We start from the raw sequence: 15,854 nt of genomic DNA, 5'->3' as shown, positions 1-15,854 counted from the left end.
TTCGCACCGACCGCCCCGCGCGCGAACTCCGCGGTGAATCGTTGATCTGACCCCTCCCGGGGTGGATTGCCCCCGTTCCAAGGTGTCCGCCAAACCCGGGCCAGCTCACACCGCCCCCCTGTTTTAGGCGTCAGGGCGCGGCGTTCCCGAGGATCGCGCCCAACGTCGCGGCCACCTGCTCGTGGGTGCGCGCGCGCAACAAGGCCGCGGCGTGGCGGCGCAGGTGGGCGTGGCCGAGCGTGGCGAGGCGGTCGCGTACCTGCAGGATCTGCGCCGGATGCATGCTGAATTCGTTCAGGCCGAGCAGCAGCAACAGCGCGGTGAAGTTCGCGTCGCCGGCGATCTCGCCGCACAGGCTGACCGGCTTCTTGGCGCGGCGGCCGGAAGTGAGCACGTGCGAGATCAGCCGCAGCAGCGCCGGCTGCAGCGGGTTGTAGATGTTCTCCAGCGCGTCGTTGCCGCGGTCGGCGGCGAGTACGTACTGCGCCAGGTCGTTGGTGCCGATGGCGAGGAAGTCGGCATGCTCCAGCAGCGCGCGCACGTTGATCGCCGCCGCCGGCACCTCGATCATCGCGCCCAGCGGCAGCTTCTCCGGCAGGTCGATGTTCTCGCGCTTGAGGTCCTGCCGCGCCAGATTGAACAGCGTGCGCACCGCGATCAGCTCGTCCGGCTGGGTCACCATCGGCACCAGCACGCGCACCGGGCCATAGCAGGCGGCGCGCAGGATCGCGCGGATCTGAGTGGTGAACACCGCCGGGTAGCGCAGCGACAGGCGCACGCCGCGCACGCCGAGCGCCGGGTTGTCCTCGCCGCGCAGGGCGAGCCCGGCGGCGTCGGCCTTGTCGGCGCCCAGGTCCAGCGTGCGGATGGTCACCGGCAGGCCGCCCATGCCCATCACCAGGTCGCGGTAGGCGATGAACTGCTCGTCTTCCGACGGCAGGCCCTTGTGCTTGAGGAACAGGAACTCGGTGCGGTACAGACCCACGCCGTCGGCGCCGCGGGCGCGCGCCAGCGCCACGTCGGCGGACGTCTCGGCGTTGGCCAGCAGGGTGATCTCCACGCCGTCGCGGGTGCGCGTGGGCGCGTTGGCCAGCTTGGCCAGCCGCCGGCCTTCGGCGGCCGCCTCGCGCTGCCAGGCACGGTAGCGCGAGAGATCCTGCGCGGCCGGGTGCACGATCACCTCGCCGCGCTCGGCGTCGAGCAGGATCAGGTCGTCGTCGTGGATGTTGGACAGCGCGTCGCGGGTGCCTACCAGCATCGGCAGGCCGAGGCTGCGCGCCAGGATCGCGCTGTGCGAGTACGCGCTGCCGGAGCTGGCCACCACGCCGAGCAGGCCGTTGCCGGCCAGCTGCGCCATGTCGGCTGGCGCGATGTTGTCGGCGATCAGAATCTCGCCCACCCGTGCGGCCAGCTTGCGTTCTTCCGGGCTGGTCTGTCGCTGCAGCGCGGAGATCACCCGGTTGATCACCTGCTCGACGTCCTCCTTGCGGCTGCGCAGGTAGGGGTCGTCCATCGCCTCGAACACCGCGGACAACCGGTCGCGCTGTTTCTTCAGTGCGGCGCCGGGGCGGTAGTGGCCGATCCGCACCAGATCGTCCAGCCCGCGCAGCAGCTCGGCGTCGTCCAGCAGCAGGCTGTGCGCGTCGATGAACTCGTTGACCTCGCGCGCCAGCGCGCCGTGCAGCTTGCCGCGCAGCTCGCGCAATTCCTGCCGCGCGGTGTCCAGCGCCTGGTGCAGCTTGGCCAGCTCGCCCTCGACCTCCTCCTCGGCCAGCGGCCGGGTATCCACCGCATAGCGGCTGGGCTGCACCAGCCGCGCACGGCCGAGCGCCATGCCGTGCGCGGCGACGGTGCCGGCGAGGAGGTGTCTCACGAGCGCCCCCTTGGGGCGCCGGGATTCGGGATGCGGGATATGGGATTCGGTTTGAAGCCGGGATTCGGGATTGGGAATTGGGGATTCGGCAAAGCGGGCCGCGGCAAGACCCGCCGCAGCGGCGCTTTTGCTTTTTCGAATCCCGAATCCCGTATCCCGAATCCCATCGCTTTCAGGCTCCTTCGTCGAACTTGCGTTCGAACAGCGCGACCACCGCGGCCAGTGCGGCTTCCTCGTCGGGGCCGTCGGCGCGGACGGTGAGCGGGCTGCCGAGGCCGGCGGCCAGCATCATCACGCCCATGATGCTTTGTGCGTTCACTTCGCGGCCCTTGCTGACCAGGTGCACGGTGGCTTTGAAACCCTGCACCAGTTGTACCAGTTTGGCCGAGGCGCGGGCGTGCAGGCCGAGCCGGTTGGTGATGACGATCTCCTTTTCAAGCATGGTCGATGAAGATTCCCCCGCGGCCACCGCTGGCCGCGATTTCGGCCAGTTCGTCCAGCGGTTTTTCCGCATAGTTGAGTACGCGCAGCAGCATCGGCAGGTTGAGCCCGGAGACGCAGTGCAGGTGTACGCCCAGCGCGCCCAGCGACAAGCCGATGTTGCACGGCGTGGCGCCGTACAGGTCGGCCAGGATCAGCACGCCGTCGCCAGAGTCGAGCTCGCGCGCGTGGTGCGCGGTGAGCGTGCGCATCACGTCGGGGTCCGCGCTGGGCGGCACCTCCACCGCCGCCACCTTGAGCGGCAGCCGCGGCATCACGTGGTGCGCGGCGGAGATCAGCGCCTGGCCGACCGCCTCGTGGGTCATCAGCAGCACGCCGACGCTCACGGCCGGCGGCCCGTGCGGAGGGTGGTCGCGGACGGCATGGCCATCACTCCAGTTCGCGGTGGAAGGTGAGCACGCCCTCGCGGCGCGAGCGATAGTGCGCGGCGAGCTTCTCGACCAGGTAGACCGAGCGGTGGCGTCCACCGGTGCAGCCGATCGAGATGGTCACGTAGCTGCGGTCGTCCTGCTCGAAGCGCGGCAACCAGGCGTCCAGCCAGCGCGCGGTGTCGGCGAAGTATTCGTTGACCAGCGGCGCGGCTTCGAGGAATTCGCGCACGGGTGCGTCCTTGCCCGACAGCGGGCGCAGGCGTGGTTCCCAGTGCGGGTTCGGCAGGCAGCGCGCGTCGAACACGAAATCCGCGTCCAGCGGCAGCCCGCGCTTGAACGCGAACGACTGGAACATCAGGGTCAGCCCCTCGGTGGCCTGCGCGTAGCCGGTGGCCACCAGCCGGCGCAGCTGGTGCACGTTGAGCTCGCTGGAGTCGATCACCTTCTCGGCGATCGCCATCATCGGGCGCAGCAGGCGGCGTTCCTCGGCGATCGCATCGGCCAGCGACACGCCGCGCGTGGCCAGCGGGTGGCGGCGGCGCGTTTCCGAATAGCGCTTGATCAGCACCTCGTCGCGGCAATCCAGGAAGATCAGGTGCACCTGCACGCCGGCGCCGGCCAGCTCCGACAGCACGGTCGGCATGTGCGCGAAATCGGTGCTGCGGTTGCGCACGTCCACGCCCACCGCGATGCGCCGCGGCCGGCTGCGGCGGTCGCCGCGGATGGCGGCGTCGACCAGCTGCGGCAGTAGCACCACCGGCAGGTTGTCGACGCAGTAGAACTCCAGGTCCTCCAGCGCGCGCAGCGCCACCGTCTTGCCGCCGCCGGACATGCCGGTCAGCACGATCAGGTGGATGTCGTGCGGGTCGGCCAACGGGCCGGGCGGGCGGGTCTCGTCGCTCATGCTTTCACCATGGGGGCAGTCGGCGCAGCTGGTGCGCCTGGCGGTCGATGAAGGTCTGCGCCGGGTCGATGCCCTTGCTCTTCAGGGCGTGGCTGCGCACCGCCGCCTCGACCAGTACCGCCAGGTTGCGGCCGGAGGCCACCGGAATGGTGATCATCGGCACCTTCACGTCGAACACCTCGCGATGGCCGATGTCGCCGGTGAGGCGGGTCAGCGCGTCGCTGCCGGCGTCGAGGTTGAGCTCGCCGTCGCGCAGCGGCTTCAGGTGCACCACCAGGCGCAGGTATTTGGAGGCCTTGACCGACATGTGGCCGAACATCTCGCGCACGTTGAGCACGCCCAGCCCGCGCACCTCCAGCAGGTCCTGCAGCAGTTCGGGGCAGCTGCCGTCGATCACGTCCGGCGCGATCAGGGTGAACTCGGTGGCGTCGTCGGCGACCAGCCGGTGGCCGCGGCTGATCAGTTCCAGCGCCAGCTCGCTCTTGCCGGAACCGGCCTCGCCGGTGATCAGCACGCCGATCGAGAACACTTCCAGGAACACGCCGTGCAGGGTGATCTTCGCCGCCAGCATGCGCGCCAGGTGGTACTGCAGGTAGGTCAGCAGTTCGTGGCCGCGCTTGGGGCTGATCCACAGCGGCGTGTTGGTTTCCTCGGCGACCTCGCGCAGGTCGGCCGGTACGGTCTGGTCCTTGGTCACGATCAGCGCCACCGGCTGGTAGGCGGCGATCTTGTGCATCACTTCCCAGCGCTGGCGCGAGTCCAGCCCGTCGAGGTAGTTCAGCTCCTCCGAGCCGATGATCTGGATCTTGTTCGGGTAGATGACATTGAGGTAGCCGATCAGCGACGGCCGCCGCGCTTGCGCCACACCCGGCTCGAGCGCGCGCGATTCCCCGCGCATGCCGGACACCCAGCGCAGGGCCATGCGCTGGTGGACGCCATCGTAAAGTTGTCGCGCGCTGATCCGGTCCAAGCCTTGGGTCCTTTGCGCCGCGTGTCGGTAGCCGGTGGGCCGCGGCGGTGCGCGGCCATTGTGCCAGCTTGGGCAGATACGCGCGTGCAGAGGGAGAAACGGCCCGCCCTGGAACGGGCGGGCCGCGGTTGGCGGGAACCGCTTTCGGTCAGCCGTACTGGCGTTCGTCGCGCGTCTCGCGCTGGTGCTTGTCGGCGACCTTCTCGCGGTACTTGCGCAGCTGGGCGACCAGCTTGTCGAACAGCACGTCGATGGAGGCGTACATGTCGGCCTCGGTGGCCTCCGCGTGCAGGGTGGCGCCGACGACGCCCAGGGTGCCGTCGGCGCGGTGCTGCAGCTTGTCGACGGACAGCACGATCGCCAGGCTCTTCAACTTGTCGTCGAGGCGGGTGAGGCGGTCGAGTTTGGCGGTGGCGTGGTCGCGCAGGGCCGGGGTGACTTCGATCTGCTGACCGCTGAGTTGGAATTGCATGGGGCGCCTCCTCTGGTGGTGCAGTGCCGCGTTTCGCGGCGGGTGGACGTGCCTCGCGCGGGGCGACGCACATCGTCAATCATCCTGTCTCTGCTATGGGAACGCTTTGACGATAACCAAGTTCCCGCGGGCGGCCTGCGACAATCAGCCCGCGCGCTGGCGTTCGCTGGAGGTGGGTATGCGCAGTCCCTCCCGATACTTGGCCACGGTGCGGCGGGCGACCTGGATGCCCTTGCGCTGCAATTCTTCGGCGATCGCCAGGTCGGACAATGGCTTGCGCACGTCCTCGGCGTCGATCAGCTTGCGCAGCATGGCCTGGATCGCGGTGGCCGAGGCGCTGCCGCCGTCCTCGGTGGACACGCCACTGGAAAAGAAATACTTCAGCTCGAAGGTGCCGCGCGGGGTGTGCAGGTACTTGCGCGTGGTGACGCGCGAGATGGTCGACTCGTGCATGCCCACTTCCTCGGCCACCTCGCGCAGCACCAGCGGGTGCATCGCCTCGGGGCCGTAGTCGAGGAAGGCGCTTTGCCGCCGCACGATCGCCTCGGCGACCTTCAGCAGGGTTTCGGCGCGCGATTCCAGGCTCTTGATCAGCCAGCGCGCCTCCTGCAGCTGGCCGCGCATCCAGCTGGCGTCCTCGCCGCGGGCCTGGGCGATCAGGCCGCAGTAGTGCTGGTTCAGGCCCAGCCGCGGCTGCGCGTCCGGATTCAGGCTGACCCGCCAGCGGGTGCCGTCGCGCAGCGCGTAGACGTCCGGCGCCACGTATTCCACCGGGGTGGCGTCGAGGGCGGCGCCGGGGCGCGGGTCGAGGCTGCGGATCAGCACGGCCGCGTCGGCCACGTCGTTCTCGTCGGTGCGCAGGCGCCGCGCCAGCCGGGTGATGTCGTTGCGCGCCAGCAGTTCCAGCTCGGTGTCGACGATGCGCAGCGCGAGGTCGCGCTGCGGCGTGTCCGGGTCGAACTGTTCCAGTTGCACGCGCAGGCAGTCGCGCAGGTCCAGGCTGGCCACGCCGGCGGGGTCGAAACCCTGCAGGCAGCGGCGCACCTCCTCGATCTCGGCGATGCTGGCGTCGAAGGCGGCGGGCAACGCGGCGAGGATGGCTTCCAGCCCCTCGGCCAGGTAGCCGGCAGGGTTCAGCGCGTCGATCAGCACGGTGGCGATCAGGTGCTGGCGCGGGGTGAACGAGGCCAGGTTGAGCTGCCACAGCAAGTGCTGCTGCAGGGTTTCCGGCGCGGCGTTCTGCGGCTCGAAATCCTCATCGCCGCGCGTGCCGCTGCCGCTGTTGCTGCCGACGCTGTTGCTGGAGAAGTCGATCGGCGTTTCGGCCACGCCGCCGTCGGACCAGTCGCTGGTCTCGCCGTCGTCGCCGGCGGTGGCGGCGACCGCTTCGACGCTGGGGTAGTCGCTTTCGACGACGGCGTCCTCGGTCGCCTCCTCGTCCTCGACTTCCTCGGCGAACTCCAGCAACGGGTTGCTCTCGGCAATCTGCCGCAATTCGGCTTCCAGCTCCAGCTGCGACAGCTGCAACAGGCGTATCGCCTGCTGCAGTTGCGGCGTCAGGGTCAGCTGCTGGTGGAGGCGAAACTGCAGTGCGGGTTTCATGCCAGCCAGTCGGGGGAGGGGAGGGTCGACCCAATCCTAGCGCGTGCCCGCGGGTGCGGCCATAGCGGCCGCGGGCGGAAACCGGTCGTGACAGGATGGGTCAGAGCCGGAACTCGCGGCCCAGGTAGACCTCGCGCACCTTCTCGTCGGCGAGGATGTGCGCCGGGGTGCCGCGCGAGAGTACCTCGCCCTCGTTCAGGATGTACGCGCGGTCGCAGATACCCAGTGTCTCGCGTACGTTGTGGTCGGTGATCAGCACGCCGATGCCGCGTTCCTTCAGGTGCCGCACGATGCGCTGGATCTCGCCGACCGAGATCGGATCGACCCCGGCGAACGGTTCGTCCAGCAGCATGTAGCGCGGGTTGGCGGCCAGCGCGCGGGCGATCTCGACCCGGCGCCGCTCGCCACCGGACAGGCTGATGCCCTTCTGCGCGGCGATGTGGGTGATCTTCAGTTCGTCCAGCAGGTTTTCCAGTTCGCTGTCGCGCTGCGGCGCGCTGAGCCCGTTGCGCAGCTCCAGTACCGCCATGATGTTGTCCGCCACGCTGAGCCGGCGGAACACCGACGCTTCCTGCGGCAGGTAGCCGATGCCGAGCCGGGCGCGCTCATGCATCGGCGCGCCGGTGATGTCCAGCTTGTCCAGCTTGATCGTGCCGGCATCGGCTTCGATCAGGCCGACCACCATGTAGAAGCAGGTGGTCTTGCCGGCGCCGTTGGGGCCGAGCAGGCCGACCACCTCGCCTTCGCGGATCGAGAAGCCGAAGTCCTTGACGACCTGGCGCGACTTGAAACTCTTCTGCAGACCTTCGGCGGACAGCATCGGTTACCGCTGCCCCTGCGGCGCGGAACTGCTCCTGGCCGGAGCCGGCGCGGCGGCCGGCTGCGACTTGGGTTTGAAGGTCATGTGCACCATGCCGTCGCCGGCGCTCTCGCCAGTCATCTGGCTGGTTTCGGTGTTGTAGGTGAGCCGGTCGCCGCGCGCATCGCCGCGGCCCTTCTGGGTGACCGAGGCGTTGCCGCTGAGCACCGCGATGCCCTTGAGGTTGTCGTAGTCGAGCGTGGCGGCGTCGCCCAGCATCAGGTTGCCGTTGTCGTCCAGCTGCTCGAGGTGCGCCGGGCTGCCGGTGATGACCACCCGGCTGATCTGGGTGTCGGCGTCGAAGTACACCTTGGCCTGCGCACCGGTGGCTTTCAGCGTGCCCTGGGTGATCACCACGTTGCCGGTCAGCGTGCTCACGCTGTTCGGCTTCTGGAAGCCGTCGAAGTTCTTCGCGGCAACCTGCATCTCCTGCTGGCGGTCGCTTTTCCTGGCCAGCGCCGGCTGGGCCGCGAGCAGGCCCAGGGCCGCGATGGCAAGCGCGAACCTAGCGCTGGCGCGGCGGGAAGGTGGCATGGACATCATCGAGCAGCTCCAGGTGTTTGTCGTTGAGGTCGGCGCGCATGCCGACGCCGCTGATTCTAGTGCCGCCTTGCACCATCTGCGCCGGGGCGGCGGTTTCCAGGCGGTTCTGCTTGGGCCAGGCGGTGACGTCGGCGGTCTGCAGGTGGGTTGCCGGCGTGTCGCCGAACGCCGTCCGGTTCATTTCTACCGGGCCCTGCAGCTTGAGCTGGGTGCCGTCCTTGTTGACCCAGCCGTACAGCGACTGGCCCAGCCAGTCGGGCACGCCGGCCTGGTTGGACGGCAACTGGAAGGTGGGCGAGCTGAGGTACAGCGAGTCGTCGCCCTCGCGTCGCTCCAGGTGCGGCGACTGCAGGTAGAAGCTGGGCAGGCCTTCGGCGTTGTACTCGGTCATGCGTGCGTCGGTGAGGGTGTAGCCGGAGCGCGGCGGGCCGACGAAGTCGCTGGTCCGCGGTGCCGGCCCGAACCACCACAGCAGCAACTGGACCACGCCCGCAGCCAGGGCGATGGCGAGGGTCGCGGCCGGCAGGCGCCGGTCACGCAGCCAGCGGCGCAGCTTCATTGCCAACGCTCCCGCTCGGCGGCGCCCTTGCCCTGCGCGTGCAGGATCAGGTCGCACACCTCGCGCGCCGCGCCCATGCCGCCGCCGCGAGTGGTCTGCCAGTGCGCCGCCGTGGCCACCCAGGGGTGCGCGTTGGCCACCGCCACCGCCAGCCCGGCGAGACGCATCGGCGGCAGGTCGGGCAGGTCGTCGCCGGTGAAGGCGGCTTGCTCGGGCGCCAGTTGCAGCGCGTCGAGCAGCTCACGCAGGCAGGCGCGCTTGTCGCCCTGGCCCTGGTAGACGTGGGTGATGGCCAGTTCCTCGGCGCGCAGCGCCACTGGGTGGCTGATCCGCGCGCTGATGATCGCCACCTGCACGCCGTTGGCCTGCAGCCGCTTCAGGCCGAGCCCGTCGTGCACGTAGAACACCTTGGTCTCACGGCCGTCCTCGCCGTACCACAGGCGCCCGTCGGTCAGCGTGCCGTCCACGTCGAACACGGCCAGGCGGATTTTCGCGGCGCGGGCGAGCAGGTCGGCGGGGAGGTTGGTGAGGTAGTTGGTGGGCACGGGCAAGATTTCAGGGAGTGCAGGATCAAGAGCGGCGTGTTTGATTTTGTCTGATTCGTCGAGACGAATCAGACCTCAGACCACACGCGCACGGAGCAGATCATGAATGTTCAGCGCGCCGACCACGCGCTGTTCGTCGTCGACCACCAGTAGCGCGTGGATCTGGTACTTCTCCATCAGTTGTGCCGCTTCCGCCGCCAGCTTGTCCGCGCCGATCGTCTTCGGGCCGCGGGTCATCAGCTCGGCGACGGTGGCGCCGCGCAAGTCCACGCCGTCGTCGTCCAGCGCGCGGCGCAGGTCGCCGTCGGTAAAGACCCCTAGCAAGCGTTGTTCGGCGTCGACCACGGCGGTCATGCCCAGGTGTTTGCGGGTCATCTCGACCAGGGCGGCGGTGAGGCTGGCGGCGGGGGAGACCCGCGGCACCTCGTCCCCGCTGTGCATCACGTCGCTGATGTGCAGCAGCAGGCGCCGGCCCAGCGCGCCGGCCGGGTGCGAGCGGGCGAAGTCGTCGGAGGTGAAGCCACGCGCCTCCAGCAGCGCGATCGCCAGCGCGTCGCCCAGCACCAGCGCCACGGTGGTGCTGGTGGTCGGCGCCAGGCCCAGCGGGCAGGCTTCGCTGGAGATGCTGCCGTCCAGGTGCACGTCGGCCTGGCTGGCCAGCGAGGAGGTGGCGCGGCCGGTGATGGCGATCAGCGGGATACCCTGGCGCTTGATCACCGGCAGGATGAACAGCAGTTCGTCGGTCTCGCCGGAGTAGGAGATCGCCAGCACCACGTCCTGCGGCAGGATCATGCCCAGGTCGCCATGGCTGGCCTCGCCCGGGTGCACGAAGAACGCCGGCGTGCCGGTGGAGGCCAGGGTGGCGGCGATCTTGCGCCCGACATGGCCCGACTTGCCCATGCCGCTGACCACCACGCGGCCACGGCAGCCCAGGATCAGCCGGCAGGCTTCGACGAAGGCCGGCCCGATCCGTGGCTCCAGCGCTTCGACGGCGGACGCCTCGGTGGCGATCACCGTGCGTGCGCTGCGGGTGATGGCGTCCGGATTCAGGTCGATCGGGGCGGGTGGGGCGATGCGTGCGTTCATGGAGGCTCGATGAAGGGGCGGACAGGTGCCCGGTGGGTCATGGTTGGCGGCCCCGCTCGGGCCGGCTGCAAGCGCGGTCATTTCTGCGCCCGCGGATTTCCATTACCATGACACGTCCGCATTTTAACGTCATAAGCCAGCGCATGGGTTCCGGCGGTAAGGGAATTCGCTGCCGGCTGCCCAGACTCCTGCATGGAACCCCTCCCGATGGACCCAGTCCGCATCCAGGCGATGATCGAAAACGGCATGCCAGGCGCCCAGGTGGAGGTCAGCGGTGCCGACGGCGTGCATTTCGAGGCCACCGTGATCGCCAGCCAGTTCGCCGGCAAGCTGCCGCTGGCGCGGCACCGGCTGGTCTACGCCACGCTGGGCGAGCTGATGGGCGGCGCGATCCACGCGCTGGCGCTGAAAACGCTGACACCCCAGGAGGCCGGGATTCGTGATTCGTGATTCGGGATTCGTGAAAGCCGAAATCCCGCCACCCTCTCGCACCCCTGCTGTTCCGAATCCCGAATCCCCAATCCCGAATCCCGTTCATCCAATGGCCAAAATCCTCATCAACGGCGGCGTGCCACTCCATGGCGAGGTCGCTATTTCCGGTGCCAAGAATGCTGTGCTGCCGATCCTCGCCGGCTGCCTGCTGGCCGACGAACCGGTCAGCATCGGCAACGTGCCGCACTTGCACGACGTCACCACCTTCATCGAACTGCTCGGCCAGATGGGCGTGCAGCTGGTGCTGGACGACCGCATGAAGATGCACGTCGATCCGCGCACCACCAGCACCTGCGTGGCGCCATACGACCTGGTGCGCACCATGCGCGCCTCGATCCTGGTGCTGGGCCCGCTGGTGGCTCGCTTCGGCCAGGCCGAGGTCTCGCTGCCCGGCGGCTGCGCGATCGGCTCGCGCCCGGTCGACCAGCACATCCGCGGCCTGCAGGCGCTGGGTGCCGAGATCACCGTCGAAAACGGCTACATCAAGGCGAAGGCGAGCCGGCTGAAGGGCACCCGCATCGTGATGGACATGGTCACCGTCACCGGCACCGAGAACGTGATGATGGCGGCGACCCTGGCGCGGGGCACCACGGTGATCGAGAACGCGGCGCAGGAACCGGAGGTGGTCGACCTGGCCCACTGCCTGGTCGCGATGGGCGCGCAGATCGAGGGCGCCGGTACCTCGACCATGGTGATCCACGGCGTCGAGCGCCTGCACGGCGCCGAGTACGAAGTGCTGCCGGATCGCATCGAGACCGGCACCTTCCTGGTCGGCGCGGCGATGACCGGCGGCAAGGTGCGCGCGCGGCATGCGCGCGCCAACACGCTGGACGCGGTGCTGGTCAAGCTGGAGGAATCCGGCGCGCAGATCTCCACCGGCGACGACTGGATCGAGCTGGACATGGGCGGGCGCCGGCCGAAGGCAGTCAGCATCAGCACCGCGCCGTACCCGGCGTTCCCCACCGACATGCAGGCGCAGTTCACCGCGCTCAATTGTGTCGCCGAAGGCACCGGCGTGGTCACCGAGACGGTGTTCGAGAACCGTTTCATGCACGCCCACGAGCTGCAGCGGCTCGGCGCCGACATCCGCCTCGAAGGCAACACCGCGGTGGTGCATGGCGTGGCGCAGATGAGCGGCGCGCCGATCATGGCCACCGACCTGCGCGCCTCGGCCTGCCTGGTGCTGGCCGGGCTGGTGGCCAAGGGCGACACCGTGGTCGACCGCGTCTACCACATCGACCGCGGCTACGAGAACATCGAGGAAAAACTCGGCGTGCTCGGCGCGAAGATCCGTCGCCTGCCGAACTGAGAAGCCGGGATTCGGGATTGGGGATTCGGGATTCGGTCGGCAAGGAGGCGGATTCTCGCGAGAGCCCGCTTTTTGCGAATCCCCAATCCCCAGTCCCTAATCACGGCTCTGAGTAGCGCACCAGCTCCATCACCATGTCGCCGCCGTCGTGCTGCGACAGCTTCACCGGCAGCGGGTAGCGATCGGGCGCGTACCAGGCGCTGAAGCCACGGTCGGCGTCGGTGCGGTCGACCCGCTGGGCGTCGAAGCGGCCGGCGGGCACCGTGATGGTTTCCCGGCCGGTCACCTTGAAGTTCTGCACCTGCACTTCCTGGCGCACCGCCACCGGCAGCGCGACCTGCTGCTTGCCGTCGCGCAGGGCCACGCCGAGCGCCAGCGCCAGGGTGTTGCGCTCGACCATGCCGGGGACGGTCCGGTAGCTTTGCGGGCCCTTGCCTTCGTCGACGCTGACCTGTTGCCTCGGCCAGTCGACCGCCAGCTGGCGCTGTTTCTGCTTGACCGCCGTCTGCATCCGGTAGTCGTAGCTGATCGCCTCCGGCACGTCGCCCTTCCAGCGGAAGCGCGAGCTTTCCGTGACGCTGGCAGCGAGCAGCGCGGCCAGCCCGCCGGTGCCCTTGACGTCCTTGCGGTAGATCCACTCGCCGTTGCCGGCTGCGTGCAGGCTCACCGTGGCCTGGCCCATCGGCTGACCGCCCTGCGACACGTTGTAGGTGGCGGTGAACGCCGGGGGCGCGGCGGCAGTGGCGGCGCCGGCGCCAAGCAGCAAGCCGAGGCCGAGCAGGGAGGCGAGCAGGGAGCGGATGGTCATGTGCCGAGTCTGCCCATGCGGGGCTGAACCGGTTCTAAGGCCGCTCTTGCCCGTCATTCCGCCTGACCAGCCTCCGGCTGTTGAAAAGCGCCTCACCGGGATCACGGCGGTTGTTCAGACCTGTCCTGAGGCTGCAGGCCGTGGTCGCCCAGCCGCAGCGGCGCCAGCAGCAGCTGGCCGTCGAAGCGCGGCGCCAGGCCGTCCCAACGCAGCCGCCCTTCGGTCAGCAGGCGCAGCACCGCCGGTAGCAGCCGGTGTTCCAGCGGCAGCAGGCGCTGGGCCAGGCGTTCCTCGTCGTCGCCGGCTTCGATCGGCACGCAGGCCTGCGCGATCACCGGGCCGCCATCCAGTTCGGCGGTGACGAAATGCACGCTGGCGCCATGTTCGGCATCGCCGGCTTCCAGCGCGCGGCGGTGGGTGTGCAGGCCGCGGTATTTCGGCAGCAGCGAGGGGTGGATGTTGATGATCCGGCCCACCCACGGCTGCAGCGCCTCGCCATCGAGCACCCGCATGAAACCGGCCAGTACCAGCCACTCGGCACCGCTGGCGGCGATGCGGGTGAACAGGTCGAAGTCGAACGCGCGCCGGTCCGGGTAGCTGCGCGGGTCGAGCGCCAGCGTCGGGATGCCGGTGGCTTCGGCCAGGCGCAGTGCGGGCGCGGCGGCCTTGTCGCTGCCGACCAGCACGAACTCGACCGGCAGTTCGCCGCGTGCGTGCGCATCGAGCAGCGCGGCGAGGTTGCTGCCACGCCCGGAGGCGAGCACGGCAACCTTGGCAGGGGCAACGGTCATGGAGCGGTTCAGCCGATCTGCACGCGCTCGTCGCCGGCCGCGGGCACGATCGCGCCGATCACCGAGCTGGCCAGGCTGTGCTTCGTCAGCAGCGCGGAGGCGCCCGCCACCGCGTCGCGCGGCAGGATCACGGTGAAGCCGATGCCGCAGTTGAACGTGCGCCACATCTCCTCGCGCGCCACCTTGCCCTCGCGCATCAGCCAGTCGAACACCGGCGGCAGCACGATGGCGGACGCGTCCAGCGCAATGCCGAGGCCGTCCGGCACCACCCGGATGATGTTCTCCTTGAGGCCGCCGCCGGTGATGTGGGCCATGCCGTGTACCGGGATTTCCCGCAGCAGCTCCAGCATCGGCTTCACGTAGATCGTGGTCGGCGCCATCAGCGCGTCGACCAGCTTCACGCCGCCGAGGTCGAGGTCGAACGGGTTGCCGGCGCGCTCCAGGATCCTGCGGATCAGCGAATAGCCGTTCGAATGCGGGCCGCTGGAGGCCACGCCCAGCACCACGTCGCCGGCGACGATCGCCGCGCCGGTGAGCATCCGCGATTTCTCCACCGCGCCCACGGTGAAGCCGGCCAGGTCGTATTCGCCCGGCGGGTACATGTCGGGCATCTCGGCGGTCTCGCCGCCGATCAACGCGCAGCTGGCCAGTTCGCAGCCGGTGGCGATGCCGCCGACCACGGCGGCGGCGGTGTCCACGTCCAGCTTGCCGGTGGCGAAGTAGTCGAGGAAGAACAGCGGCTCGGCGCCCTGCACCAGCACGTCGTTGACGCACATGCCGACCAGGTCGATGCCGATCGTGTCGTGGCGGTGCAGCGTCTGCGCCAGCTTCAGCTTGGTGCCCACGCCGTCGGTGCCGGACACCAGCACCGGCTCCTTGTAGCGGCCGGAAAGGTCGAACAGGCCGCCGAAACCGCCCAGCCCGCCCATCACCTCGGGGCGGAAGGTGCGCTTGACCAGCGGCTTGATGCGTTCGACCAGCGCATTGCCGGCGTCGATATCGACGCCGGCGGCGCGGTAGGTGAGGGCGTCAGACATGGCGGGAACCGGCGTGGACGAAACGTGCAAGTTTACCAGCTTGCGGTGCCGTTGCCGGCCGCTGGCGCCGGGTTTGGTGACGGCCGCGATGGACGGAAGGGGGCGCGATTGGGCAGACTTCCGGCGAGCTTTCCCGGAAGATGCCACCCATGCGCCTGCCCCGCCCGTTGATCGTCACCCTGTTGCTGCTGCTTGCCGCGTTGCCCGCGGCGCGGGCGCAGGTCGCCAGCTCGCCGTATGCGGTGGTCGTGCCGGTGGCCGACACCAGCGACGCGCAGCGCGACCAGGCGTTCGCCACCGCGCTCGGCCAAGTGCTGACGCGGGTCGCCGGCGGCCAGGACCTGCGCAGCAACGCCGGCTATGCCGAAGCGCTGGGCAAGGCGGCCTCGATGGTGCAGAAGTTCCAGTACCAGCGTGCCGCGACTGGGCTGGTGCTGGAGGTGGAGTTCGAGCCGGGCACGGTGCGCCGGCTGGTGGCGAAGCTGGGCGTGCAGAGCGCTGGTATCAAGCCGCCGGTGCTGTTGCTGGTGCAAGGCAGCGACGGCCACCTGCTCGACCAGACGGCGTTGGCCAGCCTGGCCGCCGCCGCCGGCGCGCGCGGCACCAACGTGGCCTATCCCGATGGCAACCAGCCCGACCCGACCAAGGTCGCCGCCGTCGAGCCGGCCGCGCTGGCGGCAGTCAACCGGCAGTACCACACCGGCCTGGTGCTGCTCGGCAAGCTGCACAATGGCGGCGCGGACTGGACACTGATCTCCGGCGGCCAGGCGCAGCACTGGAGCGGCCAGGGCGCGAATGCGGACGCATTGCTGGGCGACGCCGGCAACGGCCTGGCCGACCGCCTCGGCAAGCAGTTCAATGTCATCGGCGCGGGCCCCAGCGAGGGCAAGCTGTGGGTCGGCGGGCTGGAATCGGCGATGGATTACGCCAATCTGGTGGCGATCCTGCAGGACGACCCTGCGGTGAAGCAGGTGCAGACCCTGGGCGCGCAGAACGACGGCGTGCTGCTGTACGTCAAGGCGTCCGCGCCGATCAGCGCGCTGGCCGCGAACCTCGCTGCCGGCGGCCACCTGCTGCTGCAGAGCGAAGCGCATCCGGGCGCCGACGTCAACCTGCGCTGGCTGAGGTGACA

18 protein-coding genes are annotated in these 15,854 nt (G+C 69.4%); 3 read left to right on the top strand and 15 right to left on the bottom strand.

All coding sequences use genetic code 11. The annotated features are described in order from the left end of the window. Positions 1-130: 130 nt before the first annotated feature. The 12 genes from ptsP to LRK53_RS15680 all read right to left on the bottom strand — a co-directional run bounded on the left by ptsP (position 131) and on the right by LRK53_RS15680 (position 10,285). Positions 131-1,873 (bottom strand): phosphoenolpyruvate--protein phosphotransferase, encoded by a 1,743-nt coding sequence (gene ptsP / locus LRK53_RS15735; protein WP_027492614.1) that lies wholly within the window; start codon positions 1,871-1,873, stop codon positions 131-133. Between the two features lie 172 nt (positions 1,874-2,045). Further along, positions 2,046-2,315, bottom strand: coding sequence for an HPr family phosphocarrier protein (locus LRK53_RS15730; RefSeq protein ID WP_008433967.1), 270 nt, complete (start codon positions 2,313-2,315; stop codon positions 2,046-2,048). Next, positions 2,308-2,700 (bottom strand): PTS sugar transporter subunit IIA, encoded by a 393-nt coding sequence (locus LRK53_RS15725; RefSeq protein WP_008433969.1) that lies wholly within the window; start codon positions 2,698-2,700, stop codon positions 2,308-2,310. Before LRK53_RS15725 ends, LRK53_RS15730 begins: the two co-directional genes overlap by 8 nt. 43 nt (positions 2,701-2,743) lie before the next feature. Then, positions 2,744-3,649, bottom strand: coding sequence for an RNase adapter RapZ (rapZ, locus tag LRK53_RS15720; RefSeq protein WP_027492613.1), 906 nt, complete (start codon positions 3,647-3,649; stop codon positions 2,744-2,746). A 4-nt stretch (positions 3,650-3,653) separates the two neighbouring features. Then, positions 3,654-4,619 (bottom strand): HPr(Ser) kinase/phosphatase, encoded by a 966-nt coding sequence (gene hprK, locus LRK53_RS15715; RefSeq protein WP_027492612.1) that lies wholly within the window; start codon positions 4,617-4,619, stop codon positions 3,654-3,656. 148 nt (positions 4,620-4,767) lie between these two features. Next, positions 4,768-5,091: a ribosome hibernation-promoting factor, HPF/YfiA family gene (hpf, locus tag LRK53_RS15710; RefSeq protein ID WP_008433976.1), complete on the bottom strand. Its 324-nt coding sequence runs from the start codon at positions 5,089-5,091 to the stop codon at positions 4,768-4,770. 144 nt (positions 5,092-5,235) lie between these two features. After that, positions 5,236-6,693: an RNA polymerase factor sigma-54 gene (locus LRK53_RS15705; RefSeq protein ID WP_027492611.1), complete on the bottom strand. Its 1,458-nt coding sequence runs from the start codon at positions 6,691-6,693 to the stop codon at positions 5,236-5,238. Between the two features lie 100 nt (positions 6,694-6,793). Then, the gene (gene lptB, locus LRK53_RS15700) at positions 6,794-7,513 is read right to left on the bottom strand and encodes an LPS export ABC transporter ATP-binding protein (protein ID WP_027492610.1); all 720 of its coding nucleotides are present in this window, start codon (positions 7,511-7,513) and stop codon (positions 6,794-6,796) included. 3 nt (positions 7,514-7,516) lie between these two features. Continuing rightward, positions 7,517-8,095 carry a lipopolysaccharide transport periplasmic protein LptA gene (gene lptA, locus LRK53_RS15695; protein WP_027492609.1) on the bottom strand — a complete coding sequence of 193 codons (579 nt, stop codon included), beginning with the start codon at positions 8,093-8,095 and terminating at the stop codon, positions 7,517-7,519. Beyond that, positions 8,058-8,654, bottom strand: a complete 597-nt coding sequence (gene lptC / locus LRK53_RS15690; protein ID WP_027492608.1) for an LPS export ABC transporter periplasmic protein LptC — start codon at positions 8,652-8,654, stop codon at positions 8,058-8,060. Before lptC ends, lptA begins: the two co-directional genes overlap by 38 nt. After that, positions 8,651-9,199 (bottom strand): KdsC family phosphatase, encoded by a 549-nt coding sequence (locus LRK53_RS15685; protein WP_027492607.1) that lies wholly within the window; start codon positions 9,197-9,199, stop codon positions 8,651-8,653. Before LRK53_RS15685 ends, lptC begins: the two co-directional genes overlap by 4 nt. 75 nt (positions 9,200-9,274) lie before the next feature. Next, positions 9,275-10,285, bottom strand: coding sequence for a KpsF/GutQ family sugar-phosphate isomerase (locus tag LRK53_RS15680; RefSeq protein WP_027492606.1), 1,011 nt, complete (start codon positions 10,283-10,285; stop codon positions 9,275-9,277). Positions 10,286-10,492: 207 nt separating this feature from the next. Between LRK53_RS15680 and LRK53_RS15675 the strand changes: the two genes are divergently transcribed. Further along, positions 10,493-10,735, top strand: a complete 243-nt coding sequence (locus LRK53_RS15675) for a BolA family protein (RefSeq protein WP_027492605.1) — start codon at positions 10,493-10,495, stop codon at positions 10,733-10,735. A gap of 91 nt (positions 10,736-10,826) precedes the next feature. Beyond that, a complete protein-coding gene (gene murA / locus LRK53_RS15670; protein WP_027492604.1) occupies positions 10,827-12,086 on the top strand; it encodes a UDP-N-acetylglucosamine 1-carboxyvinyltransferase in 1,260 nt (419 codons plus the stop codon). A gap of 100 nt (positions 12,087-12,186) precedes the next feature. On the opposite strand, the gene LRK53_RS15665 is transcribed toward murA, so the two are convergent. The 3 genes from LRK53_RS15665 to purM form a co-directional block, all read right to left on the bottom strand. Continuing rightward, positions 12,187-12,894: a DUF3108 domain-containing protein gene (locus tag LRK53_RS15665; protein WP_027492603.1), complete on the bottom strand. Its 708-nt coding sequence runs from the start codon at positions 12,892-12,894 to the stop codon at positions 12,187-12,189. A 101-nt stretch (positions 12,895-12,995) separates the two neighbouring features. Then, entirely contained in the window at positions 12,996-13,685 is a 690-nt protein-coding gene (purN, locus tag LRK53_RS15660) for a phosphoribosylglycinamide formyltransferase (protein ID WP_027492602.1), read from the bottom strand. 8 nt (positions 13,686-13,693) lie between these two features. Then, entirely contained in the window at positions 13,694-14,722 is a 1,029-nt protein-coding gene (gene purM / locus LRK53_RS15655; RefSeq protein ID WP_027492601.1) for a phosphoribosylformylglycinamidine cyclo-ligase, read from the bottom strand. Between the two features lie 149 nt (positions 14,723-14,871). On the opposite strand from purM, the gene LRK53_RS15650 reads away from it, so the two are divergent. Next, on the top strand, positions 14,872-15,852 hold the full coding sequence (locus tag LRK53_RS15650; RefSeq protein ID WP_027492600.1) for a DUF2066 domain-containing protein: 981 nt from the start codon (positions 14,872-14,874) through the stop codon (positions 15,850-15,852). The last annotated feature ends 2 nt before the right edge of the window (positions 15,853-15,854 follow it).

Origin of the sequence: Rhodanobacter thiooxydans (genome assembly GCF_021545845.1) — a bacterium.
Classification (GTDB): Bacteria; Pseudomonadota; Gammaproteobacteria; order Xanthomonadales; family Rhodanobacteraceae; genus Rhodanobacter.
Note: the sequence above shows the minus strand (reverse complement) of the source record. Positions and strands in the feature narration are given on the sequence as shown.